We start from the raw sequence: 17,168 nt of genomic DNA on the forward strand, positions 1-17,168 counted from the left end.
CACCACAAGAAGGGCACCAAACCCCGCCGAACAGCTTAAACGGCAAGCTGAGGTGTGTACGCGGGCATCCCGAGGTTCTTCCAGTTGTTCTCCCGCTGGACGGTGAGCACTCCGCGCACGGCCTGGTCGACCGCCCACTCGACCTGACGTGGCTTCGGCTGCATGGCCTGGTTGCGCGGGTCGTTGCGAGCCACCGAGCAGTAGCGCTGGTCGCCGTCGGCCGGGTCGTTCGGATTGCCGGCGGTGACCGAGGCCCGCCCCAGCGCCGGGCTCGCAGCGGAGCCGTTCCCGGTGCCGGTCGCAGGGGTTGTCGACAGGGTGAAGGCCTTGTTCGTGGCCAGCGAGGTGGCCGTGATGTCGACCCGCTGCGGCGCGGTGGGGTCGGCGGGCGCCGCCCGGGGGTCCGGGTTCCGAGTCCGCACCACGGAGGTGACCGCGAGTTCGCCCGACAGCGACATCTCCACGTCGTCGGGCACGGTGACGAGCGAAACCGACGGAGTCGCCGTGCCGGCCGTTCCGGCGCCCGTCACGAAGACCCGCCCGCCGCGGCCCGAGCGCACGCTCACGTCCGTGCGACCACCGGCTGCCAGCTCGGTGACCTTCTTGCCCGCCTTCAGGTCCACCCGGCGCACGCTCGCCGCGGACTCGCCCTCCACCTGCGCGTAGACGACTCCGCCGTCGGCGTCCGCGGCCAGCCGGTACGGCACGCCGTTCGCCGGTGCCAGCACCGTCCGCGTGCCGTCGGGGCGCACACGCACCACCGCACCGGAATCGGCGGCCACGATGCCATCCGCGGCCGGCACCGCCGAGGTCAACTGACCGGGCACGTCGATCGGTTCAGCCAGCTCACCGGTGACGGTGTCGAGTCGCAGGAGCCGCGTCGCGGTGAGGTCCTCGCCACCGCCCTGGGTGAGCACCGCGGTCTCGGTGGGACCACAGCCCGGATTGAAGTAGGCAAGACTGGTCTGCACGGGCAGCTTGCGCACCGGGCCACCGGTCAGGTCGACGATCGCGGTGAACGCGCCACGGTCGTTCAGGACCGCCTCGTTGGTGAAAGTCCGCGGTGCGTAGGCCACTACCGCCCGATCACCCGACGCCGTCACACAGGCGTTGCCGATCCACGCGTCGGTGTCGAACCCAAGCTCCGACAACGACGCCGCCGTCCGCCACTGGTACCCGTTACGGGCCTCGGCCACCAGCACGTGGAACCCGGTGCTGTCGCCCGCCGTGGTCACCGCCCGGTCGGTGGACCGCTCCCAGCCTCCACCCAGCACCTCAGCGCGTTCGGCGGACCGGACACTGCCCGGCGCCGCGGGTCTCGGGTCCGGGGCCGGAACATCCTCCTCGGGCGGGGTGGCCATCGCACTACCCGGTATCAGCCACAACGAATAGAGGACGCACAACAACAAGGCGAGCGATTTTCGCACGGCCACTCCTCGGAAAATGAGATGCACGGAGTCGCCAACTCCGGCGCTCGGACCGAGCGCCGGAGCAAGAGCGACGTGGGCGATCACTCGCCAGGGATCAGGAACGCGCTACTTCCACGCGGTGCAGTGAGTCAGCCCTTCCCAACTGCTGTACCCGCACGCCCGGGTCGACTTGCCCGCCTTGCTCATCGTCGTGGTGGACGCGGAACACGCGTCCCCGCTGCTCACGGACGCGGTACGCGTCCTGGCGCCGGTGCTGTTGTTGATGCCTTCGTGCCAGGCGGTCAATGAGTAGTAGCAATCCGGCTGGTTGATGTCGGTCACCCTGGTCCAGGTCGTCCCGCACGACGCCGAATAGCGGTGATCGACGAGGAACTGCCTGGCCCCCGCCCCGAGCAAGACGATGCTGGCCAGCGACACCGACCCGCTCGTGCAATTCGCGGAGATCGGGCTCTGCCCCTCACACGTCTCCCCGTAACAGGTCGGGGAAGCGGAAGCAGATGGCGCTTCGGACGTTTGCGCAGAGACAGGCGCGCTCGCCCCGACCACGGCGGCCAGCGCGGCGATCGCCATCCCGGCAGTTATGATGAACCTACGTATCATGCAGACCTCCAGGGTGTTGCGGCGACCAAGAACGGTGCGGACGCATTCGGTCCGAGACGTGAAGCGGCCATGTGGGCGAGGTTGCCGTCTGCGTCGACGAGCGACCGGCGACGATCCTCCTCACGTCGTGCCCCGCGCGGTGCGGGACGCTGACGGGACTGTGCGCCGCCGAACGTGTGAAATTGCTGCATCTTTCCGAAATCCGCTGGTCGGAGTGGCCTTCACGATGCCTCGGGAGGGAACAGCGGCTCCGGCGGTGGACATCGGGCCGGGTCGCGTCGGTCGACCGGGTCTGGGGTGAGTCGCCGCCGCCGCGCGCGGGCCACGATGCTGAGCCACCTGTCCCGCCTGCGGTGGGTGCTCCTGACGGTGAGCCGAGGGCTGGGCGGTTACGGCTCCCCCGGCCCTCGGACGTGAACGAGCGAGGTTGACGGCAGGCGACAGACCGTCGCCTCCGCGGGTCAGCGCACGTCGGGCGCCAACAGGGCGCGAACGGTGTCGGCGATGAGGCCGCGGTACCGGGCGGTGGGCGTTCCGTGCTGCAGGTGACGGCGGACGATCGCGTACGGCACGTCGACCATCGCGATGGTCAGCCGTTCCACGTGGTGCGCGGTCGCCCTGCCGAAGACGTCGACCGCCAACTCGTCGAGCAGGGCGGCCACGGGCTTGTTGAGGTCGGCGAGGGTTCGCCTGGTCTCGCCGGGGAGTTCCGCTTCGGCGAGGAGCTGTCCCCGGCTGGTCTGGAGCAGCAGTCGCGCGTCGGTGGGGTGGCGAGCCGCGAACTCCACGACCCAGTCGGCCGCGGCGAGCACGCGTTCGACACCGGCCCCGGCGGCCGCCGCGGCGAGCAGCCCCGCCTGGAAGCGCGTGACGGCGCGGATCCACACCTCGGCGAACAACCGGGTGCGGGAACCGTACCGGTGGTAGAGGGAGCCGGTGGGTGCGCCGCTGCGCGCACTGATCGCTGCCGTGGTCGTCGCCTCCGGTCCGCCCTGCACGAGCAGATCACGCGCGGCGTCCAGGATGGCGTCGTCGCTGTGCACACGGCGTCTGGCCATGCCGACATCCTAAGTCCGCGCTCCGGAACGACCATTCCGACACGGGACGGCACTAGAGTGAGTATTCTAGAACGAGTGCACTAATAACTGGGAGGCAAGATGGCGCGGCATGTGGGTGACCTGCCGCCCGGCCAGGCGGCGACCGCGCTGCGCCGGTTCGGGCTGCCCCAGTTCGCGCGGGTCCGACCCGAGCCGCCGGACTGCCCGGTGGTCACCGTGACCGGCGCGGTCGCACGCCCGACCCAGGTGCGGCTCGACGACCTGCTCGGGCCGCGGGAACGGCGTGCCCTCCGCGCGGATCTGCACTGCGTGACCACCTGGAGCGCACGAGACCTGCACTGGGAGGGCGTGCCGTTCCGCGACGTGCACGCGGCGCTGACCGCGGAGGTCGGCGTGTCCGGCAGGGCCGGCTGGGTGGTCTTCACCGGACTGGACGGTTACCGCGCCTGCCTGCGCCTCGACGACGCCCTCGCCGACGACGTCCTGCTCGCCGACCGGCTCGACGAAGCCCCGCTCGGCGTCGATCACGGCGCTCCAGTGCGCCTGGTCGCGCCGGCGCACTACGGGTACAAGAACGTCAAGCACGTCTGTGCCATCGAGTACCACCGCGACTACGATCCCGGCTCCGCCAAGTGGGCCGCGCACCCCCGGGGTCGGGTCGTCCGCGAGGAACGCAGCAGGTTCCTGCCCGGCCGGCTCTGGCGCCCGATCTGGCGTGCGCTGCTGCCCCGGGTCCGTCAGCGGTACGAGCACGACCGGTGACGTCCGCTTCGAGTTCCGCGGACGTGGTCACCTTTCACGCGCGCTCGACGTCAGGAGGGGCGCAAGACCAGAGCACACCCCCTTCAGGAGACACCGATGAGCGTGCACATCGTCCGGTTCAGCACCGGCACCGAGCAGATCCCCGAGGTCGAGGAGGCCATCGCGGAGTTGTTCGCCGCCGTGGAGAAGGCGGCGCCGACAGATGTCGAGTACGCCGCGACGCGGGTCGGTGACAGTGGCGAGTTCCAGCTCACCCTGCGACTCGCCGACGCCGACGTCAACCCGCTCCTGGGCATCCCGGAGGCGCTGGCGTTCCGGGCCAAGGTCGCCCAGTGGGCGGGCGCACCGGTTCCCCCGCAGCCGCTCACGGTGCTGGCGCGCTACTCCGGCTGACGGCGGAGCTGTCGACCAGGTCGAGTTGACCGCCACGGTCACGTCAGCTTCCATTCACCGACCGATCCCGCCGCACGTGCCGGAGATGAGGGTGACCGAGGTGGTGTTCGCCGAGCTGGTGCACCTGGTGCTGACGGCGCTGTGGCTGGGGTCGATGGTCTACAGCCTGGTCGTCGTGCAGCCCAGGGTCGCCAGGTTCTTCCCGGACGACGGCCGGCGCGAGGAGTTCCTGCTCGCGCTGGCCAACGGCAACCGGTGGCCGGTCGTCGCGCTCATCGCCGGGATCGTGCTGACCGGCGGCACCGTCGCGATCACGGGCGACGGGGCGGTGTCGGCCGGCTACACCGTCGCGGTAGTGCTCGACCTCGTCGCCGCGGTGGTCTTCGCCGACGTCTCGTGGCGGCACTGGCCTGCCCGGGTTTTCGCACTGCCGGAGGAACTTCCCGGGTTCCGGCGCGGGTTGACCGTGCGGACGGTGACCATGACCGTGCTGGTCGGTGCGTCCTTTGTGGTCGCGTTGGCGGTAAGCCTGCGATGAGGATCGTGATCGCCGGTGCCGGCGGGCTGATCGGGACCGCGCTACGCCGGTCCTATGTGGCCGACGGGCACACCGTGATCCGATTGGTGTGCCGGGAACCCGCCGGCGAGGACGAACGGCGCTGGAATCCGACGTCACCGGACCCGGCACTGCTGGCCGGTGCCGACGTCGTGATCAACCTCGCGGGAGCCGGGCTCGGCGAGCGCCGGTGGACGCCCGCGTACCAGGACGTGCTGCGGCGCAGCCGGATCGACAGTGCGCGCACGATCGCGGTCATGACCGCGCAGGCGGACCCGCAACCCCGGATGCTGGTCTCGGCGTCGGGGATGCGTTACTACGGTGTGGATCGCGGCGACCTGGAGCTGACCGAGACAGCGCGCTCCGACCGCTCCGGGTTCCTGCCCGACGTCACCGCGGAGTGGGAGCAGGCCACCGAACCGGCCACGATCCCGGTGCGCCACCTGAGCATGGGCCTCGTCCTCTCCCGTGACGGCGGGGTCCTCCCCCGGCTGCTGCCGTTCTTCCGCGCCGGACTCGGCGCACGGCTGGGTTCCGGCCGGGAGTTCTGGAGTTACGCCGGGCTCACCGACACCGTGCGCGCCATCCGGTTCATCGCCGAGACACCCGGCACGCACGGCCCTTACAACATCACCACCCCGAATCCGGTCCGCAGCGCGGAGTTCACCCGCACCCTGGCCGACGTGCTCGGCAAGCCCGCTGTCCTGCGCGTGCCGCTCTGGGCCCTGCGGCCGGCCATGGGCAAGGTCGCCCCCGAGGTGCTCGGCAGCCTCCGGGTGCTCCCGGACCGCCTGACCGAGGCCGGGTTCCGGTTCACCCAACCGGAACTGGCACAGGTACTGCGCCACGAACTCGCCCGGAGCTGACCCTCGCGCGGCCGGCCGATGGCCCAGCCACGGCCGACCCTCGGAGGCGAAGTCCGCGGATCCGTTGGGTCACAAGCACGCGGGGCCACCGAAACAATCGGGACGGCAAGAACATCCCGAGAGGACTCCCTGTGCGACGACTCCTGACCCTGATCGCCTCGGTGCTGATCGCCGCGGCGGCGGTGCCGGTGCTCGCAGGCACCGCCACGGCCGCTCCCGCCCGTGGCAACACCAGCAACAACCCCGTCATCTTCATCCACGGGTTCGACATCACCGCAGACACCGACTGCACCAGCACGTGGGCGACGGCGGAGAACTACCTCCGGAGCAATGGCTGGACCGGTGAACTCGTCACCTTCGGTTACTACGTGGGCAACACGAACTGCGACGTCCACTACGGATACGGCCTCGACACACCGATCACCATCATTGCTGAAGACCTGGCCTGGTACATCTACGACAACTACTCGAGCAAGGGTCAGAAGGTCGACGTCGTCGCGCACTCGATGGGCGGCCTGATCATCCGAATGGCACTGCTGAAGGTGCAGCTTCGGCACGGAATGGCACAGCCCCGCCCTATCTGTACGTCGAGGACGTCGTCACCCTCGCCACCCCGCACAAGGGCACCCTCGCCGGAGGCGCATGCGACGGGGTGCTCAACTACGGTCAGTGCCAGGACATGGTCCCTGGCAGCGCCATGCTCCAGTACCTGGAGAGCCTGGGCACCGGCTGGGACGGCCACCCGGAACTGCCCGTGTCGGCGATGGGCACCAACTGGACGGTGATGTCGTCGTTCGAGGACTTGATCACCTCGTACAGCTCCGGCATCAGCGTCGCCGCTCAGCACAAGATCCAGTACAACTCGCTCCGGTGCACGGGCGACGAGTTCGGACTGGGACACGGCGACTTCCCGCACAAGTCCGCGGGCAACTACTGCCTGCGTGCCAGGCACTACCCCGGATCGTGGAGCACCTGGGGCATCCTCAACCCGTCCTCCCCCATCGCCCGCGCGTACCTGGGCATCCACCGTCACTCGGCCGCCTGACGACGTAGCCCGATGACGGGCGCGGCCACCACCCGGTGGCCGCGCCCGGTCCATTGTGCCCTGTCAAGGTCAGAGGCGCGACTGGTCCCTATCTCGCGTGTTGGCTGGCGGCGGCGGTCGCGGCGGTCGTGGTGAGTGTGGTGACCGTGGTGCGCAGGCGTCCGCTGGGCCCGCTGGGCGCCGCCGCCGACTTCGGTCTGGCCTGCCTGCTGCTGGCCGTCGCACCGCTGGTGTTGGCCGAGGGCGAACGACTCGGAACGTGGGTCGCGTTCCAAAGCGCGTACGCCCTGTCGGTGGTCATGACCGCCTCCGGGGTGCGCAGCCTCGCCCTCGCCGTGGTGGGCCTGCTGGGCGTCATCGGGTGCTACTTCCTGTTCCTCGGCGAGGATTTCGACGGCCACGCCTCTACCGCGGTCGGCAACGTGATCACCTTCATCGTCTACACGGCGATCCCGCGCCTGTTCGTCAACTACACCCGCCGGGTCGCCCGGGACGCCGACGCCTCCCGCGCCCGCGCCGCCGAACTGGCACGGCGGGAGGAGGAGCGACGGGCCCAGCTGATGATGCACAACGGCGTCGCCGTGATGCGCCTGCTCACCGAACCGGGAACCGACGAGGAACGCGCGCGGCTGATCGACCTGGCGGAAGTGGAGCTGCGGCGCATGCGCTCTTACCTGCGCGGCCGAGAGCCCGACACGGCGGACGCACCCGAGGCGGTGCTCACCGCCCTGGTCAGGCAGGTGTGCGACCGGTTCACCGATCTCCCCGTCGACGCGCTGCTCGACCTCGGCGTGGGCGTGCGGCTGCCCGCGGCGCAGGCCGAGGCGGTGGAGCGGGCGCTGGAGAGCCTGCTGCTCAACGTCCGGGCGCACGCCCGCGCCGAGCAGGTGGTCGTGCACCTCGACCAGGGTCCGGACGGCTGGACGCTGACGGTGTCCGACGACGGCGTCGGGTTCGACCCGGCGACGCGGGCCGTCGGTGTCGGGCTGCGCGAGGTCGTCGTCGGTGAACTGCGCAGGCAGGGGTGCGACGTGGAGATCGAGTCCGCGGTCGGCGACGGCACGACCGTGACGATCTCGTCGGTCCCGGCGCCGGCCCGCGCCGCGCGGGAGGCCCGGTGAAACCCACGGTCGCCGTCGTCGACGACGCGTCGCTGATCCGCGACTCGGTCGGCCTGCTGATGCCCAAGCTCGACGTCGTGGCCGCGGTCGCGACGGTGGAGGACCTGCTGCGCCGCCGCCCGGTCGTCGACCTCGTCGCGCTCGACCTGCACCTGGCCAACATCGACGTGCAACCGGACGTGCGCCAGGGCATCGCCGCGGTTCGGGCGCTCACCCGCCGCGGGTACCGCGTGTGCGTCTACAGCCAGGAGGAACGCCGTTTCGTCCTCGCGGCGTGCATGGCCGCGGGCGCGAGCGGGGTCGTCTCGAAGGCGCTGCCGACGGCACGAGCCGAGCAGCACTTCCTGGACGTCGCCGCGGGCGGAACCGTCGTCCCGCAGCCCGTCGTCGGCATCCTGGAGGTCCTGGTCCGGCGGAACTGCATCACGCTGCTCAGCGAACGCCAACGCCAGATCCTCCACGGCCGAGCCCGCGGTCTCAGCTACGCCCAGGTCGCCAAGCAGCTCTACGTCAGCGAGTCCACGTTGCGCGGCTACTGGCTGGACCTGACCCGTTCGCTGCAGGACTCCCTGGCCGACCTCACCCCCGCCGAGATCGAGCACGCGCTGGGCCTGGCTCCCGGAGACCTCCTGGAGTTCTGGCCCGGCGAGGACTCCGAGGACTGGTGGCGCGTCCGCACCGACCGGTGAAGTCCGCGGATTCGTTGGGTCAGCGCCGGGGAGACCCGCATTAAGGTGGCGTCGACCTGGAGAAATACCGCGGCGTGGTGAACGTCGCGCCATGGGTTCGTCCGCTGCGTCGACCGACTCCGGTCCGACCAACAGGAGGAGATCTTTCATGAGGCTCACGCGTGCGCGCCGGTTGGGCGTTGTCGGCGCGTTGTCAGGTGCTGTGATGGCCTTGGTACCGGCGTCGGCAGGTGCGGAAGGCGACCGGTGGGAGTGTCACGGTGCCGCAGTGCTGAGGTGCGCGGCCATCTGGGAGGACACCGACGGCCGCTACTACGCCCGCGCGAAGATCGTCGACGCCGAGGGCGGCGGTAACTACGACGTCTGGGTCGTCGACGTGCAACTGATCGACGAGTTTGCCGATGGCTCGGGCGTCGTGCGCTCCAACCCCGACCGTGACGGTGGGTTCGACGTCCAGGACCTGGCCCGCACCAGCGCCATCGACCCGTGCTCGTACGGGCGCACGTCGTTCGCGGTGCGGGCGACGTTCTACTGGCGGGGCCCGGTCAACGATTCGGAGACCTGGAAGCCCGACATCAGTTATTCCTTCGGCTGCCCCGACTGAGTGGTGCGCGTGTCCGCCCGCACCGTTCGTGCGGGCGGACAGCGTGGGCTAGCGGCGCGTCAGCATGGCGTCGGCTCCGATGTGGTTGAGGCAGAACTCCACCGAGTGCGCCATCAGCCACCCGGTCTGGGCGTCGCGGAAGATGCGCTGGATCGGTGATGTGGCGACGAAACCCGACCCGCCGCCGACTCGCAGGCACAGTTGCGCGATGTCGCGGGCGACGCGGTTGGCCGTGGGCTTGGCCCGCACCGCCGCGGGGAGGAACAGCGGGGAGTTCCTGTCGGCCAGCCACGCGGTGTTCTGCGCGACCAGGGCGGCGGCCTCCAGCTGGAGGATCGCTTCGGCGACGTCGAACTGCAGGTACTGCTCGGAGGCCAGGGGTTGGCCGGTGGTGGGCAGGGTCCGCGAGCGGGCGTAGCGGACGAGCGTGTCCAGGGCCGTGTCGGCGATTCCGAGCGAGAGCCACGCCAAGCCCGCCGCGATGTGGTTGGGCGTGGGTTCTGGCGACGGTGGGCAGCGTCGGTCGGCGCGGAGCACGGTGCCGTTGAGGCCGACCAGGTGGCTGCGGGTGGCGCGCAGGCCCAGGGTGTCCTGCGGTTCGAAGGTCACGGTGTCGTCGGGTTCGAGCCCGAACAGCGTCGGTTGGCCGTCCACGAGCGCGTTGATCAGGAAGTGGTCGGCGATCTCGCAGCCGGACACGAACCGTTTCGCGCCGGTGAGCCGGTAACCGCCTTCGACGGGTTCGGCGACCTGCTGGGGCGAGAGGAACTGGTTGCCGCCCGAGGGTTCGGACAGCGCGTTGGCGAAGCGGCGGCCGGCGATGAGTTCGTCGGCGTAGTAGCGGGCCACGTCAGGGGTGGAGTGGCGCACCAGTCCCTCGGCGGCGCCGATGTGCATGAGCCACAGGCAGGCGGTGGACGGGTCCGCGGCGCTGATGATCCGCAGGACCGCGCCGACCGTGCGGTAGCTCAGCGCCTGGCCACCCAGTTCGCGGGGCAGGGTGGCCCGGTCCAGGCCACCGGCGTGCAGCGCTCGCAGGTTTTCGACGGGCAGTGTCGCGGTCCGGTCGTGCTCGTCGGTGGTGGCGGCGAACCCGGCGGACAGCTCTCGGGCGACATCGACCCACGACTGCTCGTCCGGGGGTGGCCCCAGTGGATGATCGTCGGGCATGGGCAAGGTCATGGGAACCGAATCCTCTCCGACGAGCTGCTGCCACGCACCGTCCCGGTATACCAGCTCAGGAGCTCATCTCCGCCAGTCCCTTTTCCAGTGTCACGTCGGGCGAGTAGCCCAGCTCCTCCCTCGCGGCGGTGATGTCGTAGGAACGGTCACGGCCGGTGAAGCTCACGAGCCAGTTCGTCAACGGGGGCGCCGACTTCCGATGGAGCAGGCACGCCGCGCGGTCCATCATGGAGGCGATGGGGGCCGCCACCGCCAGCGGAACGCTGCGGCTCTTGGACAAGTCCACGCCGCGGGTCGCCAGCAAGGGGGTCAGGAAGTCCCGAATCGGCATCGGCGTGCCGTCCGTCACGTAGTAGACGCCTTGGTGACGACCCCTGGTCAGCGCGAGGAGCACGGCGCCGACCAGGTTCTCGACGTGCACGAAGTCGACGATGTGCCTGCCGTGGTCGATCCAGGCGAACCGCCCGGCCTCAGCGACCTCGGCCATTTCGTCGATCGTCGTCATCCCGCGACCCCAGATGAACGGCGGGCGGAGCACCACCAGTTCGGTGTTCCCGCCGTCGGCCTCGAGGAGTGCGCGCTCGGTGGCCAGCTTGACCCGGCTGTAGGCGGTGTTGGGCCTGCCTTCCGGTGTCGACTCGTCGACGACAGGTCGACGTTGGCTGCCGTGGAGACGGATGCGGCACTGACGAGCACGAAACGCCGGACCCCGGCCGCAACGCTCGCGGCGTGCAGGGCGACCGTCGGCACGTGATTGGCCTGTTCGAAGAACGAGTCGGGTCCCCAGAACTCCATGTGCGCCGCGATGTGCACGACCGCGTCGACCTCTCCCAGTTCGGCGAACCAGGCCGGCGTCGGGGCCCCGGCCCGGCCGAGGACGGCGAGATCGCCTGACACGGGATCGGCTCCAGCCGCACGCACGCGCCGCATGCTCGACTCCGAGCGGGCGAGCGCCTCGGCGAGCACGGGGTGTCGACACCGAGGTCCCGCCTGGTGGCGGAAGTGGCCCGTTCGCAGCCCATTCGGCTCACCGAGCTCGCACTCGCGGTCGGCATCGCCCAGGGAACCGCCTCCACCCTGGTCGACGCGCTCGTCCGGGACGGACTGCTCGCACGTCGGACGAGCGCGGGCGACCGCCGGTCCGTGCTCCTTCGAGTCACCGCGCAGGGAGCCGCACTGGCCCAGGACTGGACGGCCGGCTACGCACGAGTGGCGGAAGAGCTGTTCAAGCCCCTCACCTCCCAGCAGATGTCGACGCTGGTCGACATCCTCCGGGCTCTGAGCGCAGGCGAGACGTCGGCCGCCGGCGACCGACGAGCGGCACACTCACACCACGGCGACCGACCTCGCCTCGGTGAGTGGTCCGAGACCAACCCCCGAATCCGGTCCGCGCAACTCCCCTGTCGGGCGGCGGAACAGGACCGCGGCGAGCCGGGTGATCGAGTGCCACGGCGTCAAGCCCATCCGGTTCGCCTATTCTCGCGACACACGTCAACGGGAAACCGAAGGCTCGTCCGTCGGAGTTGCCCCGAACGCGGTGCCAGGGTCCGAACGCGTTCCGCGAACCGTCACCAGGTCGTCACGGAGTAGAAACGCCTGCACCCCGTCAGCAGGCCGTCGTCGGCGATGGTGAAGATGTCCGCGAATTCCACGTCGGTCGCCGGATCAGAGGTGAATCGGCCCACCGCGGCGATGCAGTCGCCGTCGGCGATCACCCGCAGCACGTGGTGCGTGCCCTTGGGGCCCTCGGCCGGGGCGAGCACGTCCAGCACCTCTGAGCGGCGGGTCGGCTGGGCCGGGTGGGGCGAGCCGTCCTGCGTTTCGCAGTGCACCAACGACTCCAGTCCTTCGAGATCACCCTCGTCGGCGTAGAGGTAGGAAAGCCGGACGTGATCGACACCGACCGCCGTGACGGTGTCGCTGGGCGGTGGCAGCCGCCGTTCCCCGAGGACCATGTCCCCCTCCTTTCACCCACCTCCCGCGACGTGCGGGGCGGGCCCGCGGAACCGACTCTCCGCTCCTTCGGCAACCGCCCCTTATCACGCCGCTATCGCGCGGGCATCCCCTTCCATAGCCATTCCCAATAGGGTGCGCGATCCCGTTCTTGCGACATCGAGCGGACATACAGAACTCAGGTGCGCAGGTATCTTCTGCATGTCGGCCGGCGCAGGGCCCCACGCCGGGTGGGTGAGCGGAGGTCGCATGGACGAGGTCGGGATCCCGGTGGCGCCCATCGGCGACCACCTGGTGTTCAGGGTCCTCGGGCCGATCGAGGTCGCGGGCGCGGGCGGTCCGGTGCGCATCCCGCCGGGTCGGCAGCAGATCATCCTGGCCTCCCTGCTGGTGGAGGCGAACAAGGTGGTCAGCACCGATCACCTGGTGGACACCCTGTGGGAGGTCAACCCGCCCGACACCGCCCGCACCCAGGTGCAGATCTGCGTGTCACGGCTGCGCAAGACGCTCTCCGACGCCGGTGTGGAGGTGTCGATCGTGACCCGCCCGCCCGGCTACCAGTTGCGCGTCCCCGAAACGTCGCTGGACGTCCACGAGTTCACCCGCGCGGTCGCCGAGGCACGTGCCGCCGCCAAGCGCGGTGCCCTGGCGGAAGCCTCCGAGGTGCTGCGGACCGCGGTGGGTCTGTGGCGCGGGCCGTGCCTGAGCGGGCTGTCGGGCCGTTCCCTGCGCACCAGGGCACTGCGGTTGGAGGAGGACCGGCTCAACGCCGTGGAGACCTACCTCGGCATCGACCTGGAACTCGGCCGGCACCACGAACTGGTCGGCGAGATCGGCAGGCTGGTGCACGAGCACCCGTTGCGGGAGCGGCCGCGCGCGCTGCTGATGCTGGCGCTGTACCGGTCGGGGCGCAAGGCGGAGGCGCTGGAGGTGTACCGCGCCGGCCGCGACCTGCTGGTGGAGGAGCTCGGCCTGGAGCCCGGCGAGGAGCTGAGGGGGCTGGAGCGGGCGATCCACGCCGGTGACGCCTCGCTGCTGCGCAGTCCCGCGCCGCAACGGGATCAGCCGCCCGCCCCTCACGTCGACGCCACACCGTCCAGGGCGGTGCCCCGGCAACTGCCGGCGGACACGGCCGACTTCATCGGCGGGGAGGCGCTGATCCGCACCGCGGAGGAGGTGCTCACCGGCCGACGGGAGCGGCGGGCGATCGGCCTCGTGGTGGTCATCGGCAGGCCGGGCGTCGGCAAGTCGACGCTGGCCGCGCACATCGGGCACCGGATCACGGAGGAGCACTTCCCGGACGGCCAGCTGTACTGCGACCTGCGCGGCACCTACGGCGACGCGGGCCAGTCGGCCGACGTGCTCGGCCGGTTCCTGCAGGCGCTGGGCATCCCCGGTTCCCTGATCCCGGCCGATCTCGCGGCGCGCACGGAGATGTACCGGACGCTGCTGGCGGACCGGCGGGTGCTGGTCGTGCTGGACAACGCCGTCAGCGAGCGGCAGGTGCTGCCGCTGCTGCCGGGCAGCGGCACGTGCGCGGTGGTGGTGACCAGCCGGTCGCGGCTGACCGGCCTGCCGGGGGCGCGTCAGCTCGAACTGGACGTCCTGGACCTGGACCAGTCGCTGCAACTGCTGGGCCGGGTCATCGGGGAGCACCGGGTGTCCGGCGAGCGGGAGGCGGCCGAGGCGCTGGTGCGCACCGTCGGCGGGCTGCCCCTGGCGTTGCGCATCGTCGCGGCGCGGCTGGCGGCGCGGCCGCACTGGTCGCTGGCGTCGATGGTGCACCGGCTGGCCAGCGAGCGGCACCGGCTGGACGAGCTGGCCCACGGCGAGATGACGATCAGGGCGAGCCTGTCGCTGACCCACGACGGGCTCGACCGGGCGACGCGGCGGCTGTTCGGCCTGCTGAGCCTGGCCGAGGGGCCGTCGCTGCCGGGCTGGGTGGCGGGCGCGGTGCTGGACGACGACCGCCCCTACGCCTCGGACCTGATCGAGCCGCTGGTGGACGTCCAGATGCTCGACGTGGTCTCGGTCGACGGCTCGGGCGGCTTCCGCTACCGCTTCCAGGACATCATCCGCCTGTTCGCCCGCGAGCAGCTGTCCACAGCGGACACCGAGGAGCACCGCCGGGTGCAGGAGCGCGTGCTGGGCGGGTGGCTGGCGCTGGCGGAGCAGGCTCACCGGGGCGTGTACGGCGGCGACTTCACCGCGCTGCACGGTGACGCGCCGCGCTGGCACCCGCCCGCCGACCACGTGGCGCAACTGCTGGAACGCCCGATCGAGTGGCTGGAGGGCGAGCTGCCGAACCTGCGCGCGGCGGTGGCGCAGGCGTCCAGGATCGGCATGGACGAGCTGTGCTGGGACCTCGCGGTCACCGCGACGACCGTGTTCGAGGCACGGGGCCACCTCGACGACTGGCGGCACACCCACGACGAGGCGCTGCGGGCCACCAGGGCGGCCGGCAACACCCGCGGCACCGCGGCGTTGCTCGCGTCGCTGGGCACGCTGCACATCAACCGGGGGCGTCCCGCGGAGTCGCGGACAGCGCTGACCGAGGCGATGGAGCTGTTCACCGCGATCGGCGATCCGCTGGGGCAGGCGCTGTGCCACCGCGACCTCGGGCTGCTGACCCGGCAGGCGGGTGACGACGCGGGCGCGCTGGCGCTGTACGAGAGCGCGCTGCGCGGTTTCGGTCAGGTGGACGATGTGGTGGGGCGGGCGATCGTGCTCACGCAGCGCGCGCACATCCTCATGCGCACCGGGCACGGCGACGAGGCGCTGGAGCAGTTGGCCGAGGCGATGGACATCTGCCGCTCGGTCGGTTACGCGGGTGGGATCGCCACCACGATGCGCCGCATCGGCCAGGTGCAGTTGCACCGGGGCGAGCACGCGCGCGCGGAGCGGACCCTGTCGGAGGTGCTGGAGATGGTGCGCGCCAACCGGGACGTGATCGGCGAGAGCCACCTGCTGCACAACCTGGGCGAGGTCAACGCCGCGGCCGGGCGGCACGACACCGCGCGGGACTACTTCGGGCAGTCGATCGCCGTGCGGGAGCGCATCATGGACCACGAGGGCGCGGCGGTGGTGCGGCGGGATTTGGCGCTGATGGAGGCGGGGATCCCCGCTTAGCGCGGAGGAGAGGGCCGCGGTTCGTCACGCGGCGGGTGGGGCGTCGGTGCGGGTGGAGCGGTGGTTCCGGTGAGGCCTGCGGTGCTGTTCCGGGAATCGGCTTCAGTCCCACGGGTTGGTGCCGTCGGTGGTCGGGGCGGCGTCCCACGGGTTGGTGCCGTCGGTGGTGGCCGGGGCCGTGTCCCACGGGTTGGTGCCCTCGGTGGCGACCGGGGCGGCGTCCCACGGGTTGGTGCCCTCGGCCAGTGCGCTCTGGCCGCCGAACAAGGTGGCGACGGTGACGGCGGCGAGAACAACAGCACCCTTGGCGATGGCGGGGAAGTTCATTTTTCTCTCCGTTCCGGCGTGTTCTTCGGTGTTGAGAAAAATGTATGAGGAGAGCCAATCCCGCCCTTATCACGCCATTTATCCCCCGCCTATCACGGGTGATGCCGGCCGCGATAGGCGCTCGGACACGCCCCTGACCAGCTCAGATCAGCCCCAGCCGCACCGCGTGCGCCACCGCGTGCGCCCGGTTGCGCACCCGCAGCCGGGCGGTCAGCTCGTAGATGACGTTCTTGACGGTGTGCTCCGAGCACGCCAGCGCCCGCGCTATCGCGGAATTGCCGAGACCGTCGGCCATGAGCCGGAGCACGGTGGTCTGCTTGGCGGTGAGCGCCTCGACCTCGACCATCGCACCGTCGCCGGACCTGCCCAGCAGCCGCACCAAGGCCTGGTAGGGCACGACGCCGTCGCCGTGCAGGGCCGAGTGCACGCCCGCGACCAGGCGCGACACCGGCGAGGCCACCGGGCAGAGCACCGCGCTGGCGCCCATCCGCACGGCCCGCAGCACCCCGGCGGGGTCGAAGGAATCGGCCAGCACCAGCAGCCGGTCGTGGCCGGGCCGGAACGCGGCGGGGCAGGCGTCCAGCGCCTCGTCCACCGTCTTCGCCGCGAGCACGACGACCACGTCCGGGCCGGGCTGGTCGACCAGGACCATCCCCGCGCCGCGCAGGCGTTCGGCCACGTCGCGCGCCACCGGGCCCACCGCGGTGACGTGCACCCGCACGCCGCTCACAGCAGACCCGCCCGCAGCGCGTAGGCCACGGCGTGCGCGCGGTTGCGCAGCCGGAACCGGTAGGTGATGTCGTGCACCACCGTGGTGACGGTCCGGGGCGAGTAGCACAGCTTCTTCGCTATCTCCCCGGTCTCGTGGCCCTCGGCGACGAGGCTGAGCACGGCGCGCTCCCGCTCGCTCAACCCGGCGCCGGCCAGGACCGACCCGGACGACACCGCCTCGGTGCCGTGCAGCTGGTCGAGCAGGTCGGGCGGGACCGTGCAGTCACCCACCGAGGCGGCCAGCACCGCGCGGGCCAGTCGCTCCGCGCCCGCGTCCCGGCGGCGCAGCAGGCCGCGCACGCCGGCCAGCACCGCGTGCAGGGCCTGCGCGGGCGTCAGGTCGGCCACCACCAGCACCACGGCGCCGTGCCGCGTCCGGGCGAGGTCGAGCACCGCGCGATCGACCTCGTCCACCATCACGACCGTGACCTGCGCGGCCTCCGCGTCGTCCGCGGGCACCACCACCAGTTCGGGGTGCTCGCGCAACGCACTGGCCGCCCCTGCCTCCAGCATCGGGTCCCGGGCCACGACGGCCACTCCCACCAGCGCGCTGACGACAGCACAACTCTGCTCCATGTTCGCCCCCAAGCGACTTCGACGGATGGCATCGCGTTGAGACTGGGTTCGAACGAAGGATCGGCACCGCGGCTATCACGGCGGAATCCCCGACCTATCCACCTGC

Annotated in this window: 20 protein-coding genes; 11 read left to right on the forward strand and 9 right to left on the reverse strand. The window is 71.1% G+C overall.

All coding sequences use genetic code 11. From position 1 onward, the window contains the following. Nucleotides 1-35: 35 nt before the first annotated feature. From A6A25_RS32125 to A6A25_RS32135, 3 genes are all read right to left on the reverse strand, one after another. The gene (locus tag A6A25_RS32125) at nucleotides 36-1,427 is read right to left on the reverse strand and encodes a hypothetical protein (protein ID WP_143193546.1); all 1,392 of its coding nucleotides are present in this window, start codon (nucleotides 1,425-1,427) and stop codon (nucleotides 36-38) included. Between the two features lie 108 nt (nucleotides 1,428-1,535). Continuing rightward, the gene (locus A6A25_RS32130; protein WP_158073853.1) at nucleotides 1,536-2,000 is read right to left on the reverse strand and encodes a DUF2690 domain-containing protein; all 465 of its coding nucleotides are present in this window, start codon (nucleotides 1,998-2,000) and stop codon (nucleotides 1,536-1,538) included. A gap of 491 nt (nucleotides 2,001-2,491) precedes the next feature. Next, nucleotides 2,492-3,088 carry a TetR/AcrR family transcriptional regulator gene (locus A6A25_RS32135; protein ID WP_073896675.1) on the reverse strand — a complete coding sequence of 199 codons (597 nt, stop codon included), beginning with the start codon at nucleotides 3,086-3,088 and terminating at the stop codon, nucleotides 2,492-2,494. 99 nt (nucleotides 3,089-3,187) lie between these two features. Between A6A25_RS32135 and A6A25_RS32140 the strand changes: the two genes are divergently transcribed. The 9 genes from A6A25_RS32140 to A6A25_RS32180 all read left to right on the forward strand — a co-directional run bounded on the left by A6A25_RS32140 (nucleotide 3,188) and on the right by A6A25_RS32180 (nucleotide 9,124). Beyond that, nucleotides 3,188-3,850: a molybdopterin-dependent oxidoreductase gene (locus A6A25_RS32140; RefSeq protein ID WP_073896677.1), complete on the forward strand. Its 663-nt coding sequence runs from the start codon at nucleotides 3,188-3,190 to the stop codon at nucleotides 3,848-3,850. A 96-nt stretch (nucleotides 3,851-3,946) separates the two neighbouring features. After that, nucleotides 3,947-4,243 (forward strand): hypothetical protein, encoded by a 297-nt coding sequence (locus A6A25_RS32145; RefSeq protein WP_073896679.1) that lies wholly within the window; start codon nucleotides 3,947-3,949, stop codon nucleotides 4,241-4,243. 85 nt (nucleotides 4,244-4,328) lie between these two features. Continuing rightward, the gene (locus A6A25_RS32150) at nucleotides 4,329-4,781 is read left to right on the forward strand and encodes a hypothetical protein (protein ID WP_073896681.1); all 453 of its coding nucleotides are present in this window, start codon (nucleotides 4,329-4,331) and stop codon (nucleotides 4,779-4,781) included. Next, nucleotides 4,778-5,665 (forward strand): TIGR01777 family oxidoreductase, encoded by an 888-nt coding sequence (locus tag A6A25_RS32155; RefSeq protein WP_073896683.1) that lies wholly within the window; start codon nucleotides 4,778-4,780, stop codon nucleotides 5,663-5,665. Before A6A25_RS32150 ends, A6A25_RS32155 begins: the two co-directional genes overlap by 4 nt. A gap of 188 nt (nucleotides 5,666-5,853) precedes the next feature. Then, nucleotides 5,854-6,450, forward strand: coding sequence for an esterase/lipase family protein (locus tag A6A25_RS46940; RefSeq protein ID WP_380734404.1), 597 nt, complete (start codon nucleotides 5,854-5,856; stop codon nucleotides 6,448-6,450). Further along, nucleotides 6,345-6,710: a hypothetical protein gene (locus tag A6A25_RS32165; protein WP_143193547.1), complete on the forward strand. Its 366-nt coding sequence runs from the start codon at nucleotides 6,345-6,347 to the stop codon at nucleotides 6,708-6,710. Before A6A25_RS46940 ends, A6A25_RS32165 begins: the two co-directional genes overlap by 106 nt. Before the next feature lie 140 nt (nucleotides 6,711-6,850). After that, the gene (locus A6A25_RS32170; RefSeq protein ID WP_198932933.1) at nucleotides 6,851-7,831 is read left to right on the forward strand and encodes a sensor histidine kinase; all 981 of its coding nucleotides are present in this window, start codon (nucleotides 6,851-6,853) and stop codon (nucleotides 7,829-7,831) included. Further along, nucleotides 7,828-8,520: a LuxR C-terminal-related transcriptional regulator gene (locus tag A6A25_RS32175; protein WP_073896687.1), complete on the forward strand. Its 693-nt coding sequence runs from the start codon at nucleotides 7,828-7,830 to the stop codon at nucleotides 8,518-8,520. The genes A6A25_RS32170 and A6A25_RS32175 overlap by 4 nt, the downstream gene beginning before the upstream one ends. A 268-nt stretch (nucleotides 8,521-8,788) precedes the next feature. Then, complete coding sequence (locus A6A25_RS32180) at nucleotides 8,789-9,124, forward strand: hypothetical protein (RefSeq protein WP_073896688.1); 336 nt, start codon at nucleotides 8,789-8,791, stop codon at nucleotides 9,122-9,124. Between the two features lie 48 nt (nucleotides 9,125-9,172). On the opposite strand, the gene A6A25_RS32185 is transcribed toward A6A25_RS32180, so the two are convergent. Beyond that, nucleotides 9,173-10,306 (reverse strand): acyl-CoA dehydrogenase family protein, encoded by a 1,134-nt coding sequence (locus A6A25_RS32185; RefSeq protein ID WP_073896689.1) that lies wholly within the window; start codon nucleotides 10,304-10,306, stop codon nucleotides 9,173-9,175. A 55-nt stretch (nucleotides 10,307-10,361) separates the two neighbouring features. Beyond that, nucleotides 10,362-11,285 carry an NAD-dependent epimerase/dehydratase family protein gene (locus tag A6A25_RS32190; protein WP_198932934.1) on the reverse strand — a complete coding sequence of 308 codons (924 nt, stop codon included), beginning with the start codon at nucleotides 11,283-11,285 and terminating at the stop codon, nucleotides 10,362-10,364. Here A6A25_RS32190 and A6A25_RS46945 point away from each other — a divergent pair. Beyond that, nucleotides 11,276-11,896: a MarR family winged helix-turn-helix transcriptional regulator gene (locus A6A25_RS46945; protein WP_380734389.1), complete on the forward strand. Its 621-nt coding sequence runs from the start codon at nucleotides 11,276-11,278 to the stop codon at nucleotides 11,894-11,896. The genes A6A25_RS32190 and A6A25_RS46945 overlap by 10 nt on opposite strands. On the opposite strand, the gene A6A25_RS32200 is transcribed toward A6A25_RS46945, so the two are convergent. After that, nucleotides 11,875-12,261 carry a nuclear transport factor 2 family protein gene (locus A6A25_RS32200; RefSeq protein ID WP_073896692.1) on the reverse strand — a complete coding sequence of 129 codons (387 nt, stop codon included), beginning with the start codon at nucleotides 12,259-12,261 and terminating at the stop codon, nucleotides 11,875-11,877. The genes A6A25_RS46945 and A6A25_RS32200 overlap by 22 nt on opposite strands. A gap of 247 nt (nucleotides 12,262-12,508) precedes the next feature. On the opposite strand from A6A25_RS32200, the gene A6A25_RS32205 reads away from it, so the two are divergent. After that, entirely contained in the window at nucleotides 12,509-15,388 is a 2,880-nt protein-coding gene (locus tag A6A25_RS32205; protein WP_073896693.1) for an AfsR/SARP family transcriptional regulator, read from the forward strand. A 102-nt stretch (nucleotides 15,389-15,490) separates the two neighbouring features. On the opposite strand, the gene A6A25_RS32210 is transcribed toward A6A25_RS32205, so the two are convergent. From A6A25_RS32210 to A6A25_RS32220, 3 genes are all read right to left on the reverse strand, one after another. Further along, nucleotides 15,491-15,715: a hypothetical protein gene (locus A6A25_RS32210; protein WP_073896694.1), complete on the reverse strand. Its 225-nt coding sequence runs from the start codon at nucleotides 15,713-15,715 to the stop codon at nucleotides 15,491-15,493. Between the two features lie 142 nt (nucleotides 15,716-15,857). Next, nucleotides 15,858-16,445, reverse strand: a complete 588-nt coding sequence (locus A6A25_RS32215; RefSeq protein WP_241829023.1) for a helix-turn-helix transcriptional regulator — start codon at nucleotides 16,443-16,445, stop codon at nucleotides 15,858-15,860. Then, nucleotides 16,442-17,014, reverse strand: a complete 573-nt coding sequence (locus A6A25_RS32220) for a helix-turn-helix transcriptional regulator (protein ID WP_241829024.1) — start codon at nucleotides 17,012-17,014, stop codon at nucleotides 16,442-16,444. Before A6A25_RS32220 ends, A6A25_RS32215 begins: the two co-directional genes overlap by 4 nt. Between the last annotated feature and the right edge of the window lie 154 nt (nucleotides 17,015-17,168).

Source organism: Saccharothrix sp. CB00851 (genome assembly GCF_001905065.1).
In the GTDB taxonomy this organism is placed as follows: domain Bacteria; phylum Actinomycetota; class Actinomycetes; order Mycobacteriales; family Pseudonocardiaceae; genus Actinosynnema.

What these genes read in the sequence shown, in the direction of transcription:
- A6A25_RS32130 (WP_158073853.1), bottom strand. Translation starts at nt 2,000, where the DNA reads ATGGCGATCGCCGCGCTGGCCGCCGTGGTCGGGGCGAGCGCGCCTGTC.
- A6A25_RS32135 (WP_073896675.1), bottom strand. Translation starts at nt 3,088, where the DNA reads ATGGCCAGACGCCGTGTGCACAGCGACGACGCCATCCTGGACGCCGCG.
- A6A25_RS32140 (WP_073896677.1), top strand. Translation starts at nt 3,188, where the DNA reads ATGGCGCGGCATGTGGGTGACCTGCCGCCCGGCCAGGCGGCGACCGCG.
- A6A25_RS32145 (WP_073896679.1), top strand. Translation starts at nt 3,947, where the DNA reads ATGAGCGTGCACATCGTCCGGTTCAGCACCGGCACCGAGCAGATCCCC.
- A6A25_RS32150 (WP_073896681.1), top strand. Translation starts at nt 4,329, where the DNA reads ATGAGGGTGACCGAGGTGGTGTTCGCCGAGCTGGTGCACCTGGTGCTG.
- A6A25_RS32155 (WP_073896683.1), top strand. Translation starts at nt 4,778, where the DNA reads ATGAGGATCGTGATCGCCGGTGCCGGCGGGCTGATCGGGACCGCGCTA.
- A6A25_RS32165 (WP_143193547.1), top strand. Translation starts at nt 6,345, where the DNA reads ATGGTCCCTGGCAGCGCCATGCTCCAGTACCTGGAGAGCCTGGGCACC.
- A6A25_RS32185 (WP_073896689.1), bottom strand. Translation starts at nt 10,306, where the DNA reads ATGACCTTGCCCATGCCCGACGATCATCCACTGGGGCCACCCCCGGAC.
- A6A25_RS32200 (WP_073896692.1), bottom strand. Translation starts at nt 12,261, where the DNA reads ATGGTCCTCGGGGAACGGCGGCTGCCACCGCCCAGCGACACCGTCACG.
- A6A25_RS32205 (WP_073896693.1), top strand. Translation starts at nt 12,509, where the DNA reads ATGGACGAGGTCGGGATCCCGGTGGCGCCCATCGGCGACCACCTGGTG.
- A6A25_RS32210 (WP_073896694.1), bottom strand. Translation starts at nt 15,715, where the DNA reads ATGAACTTCCCCGCCATCGCCAAGGGTGCTGTTGTTCTCGCCGCCGTC.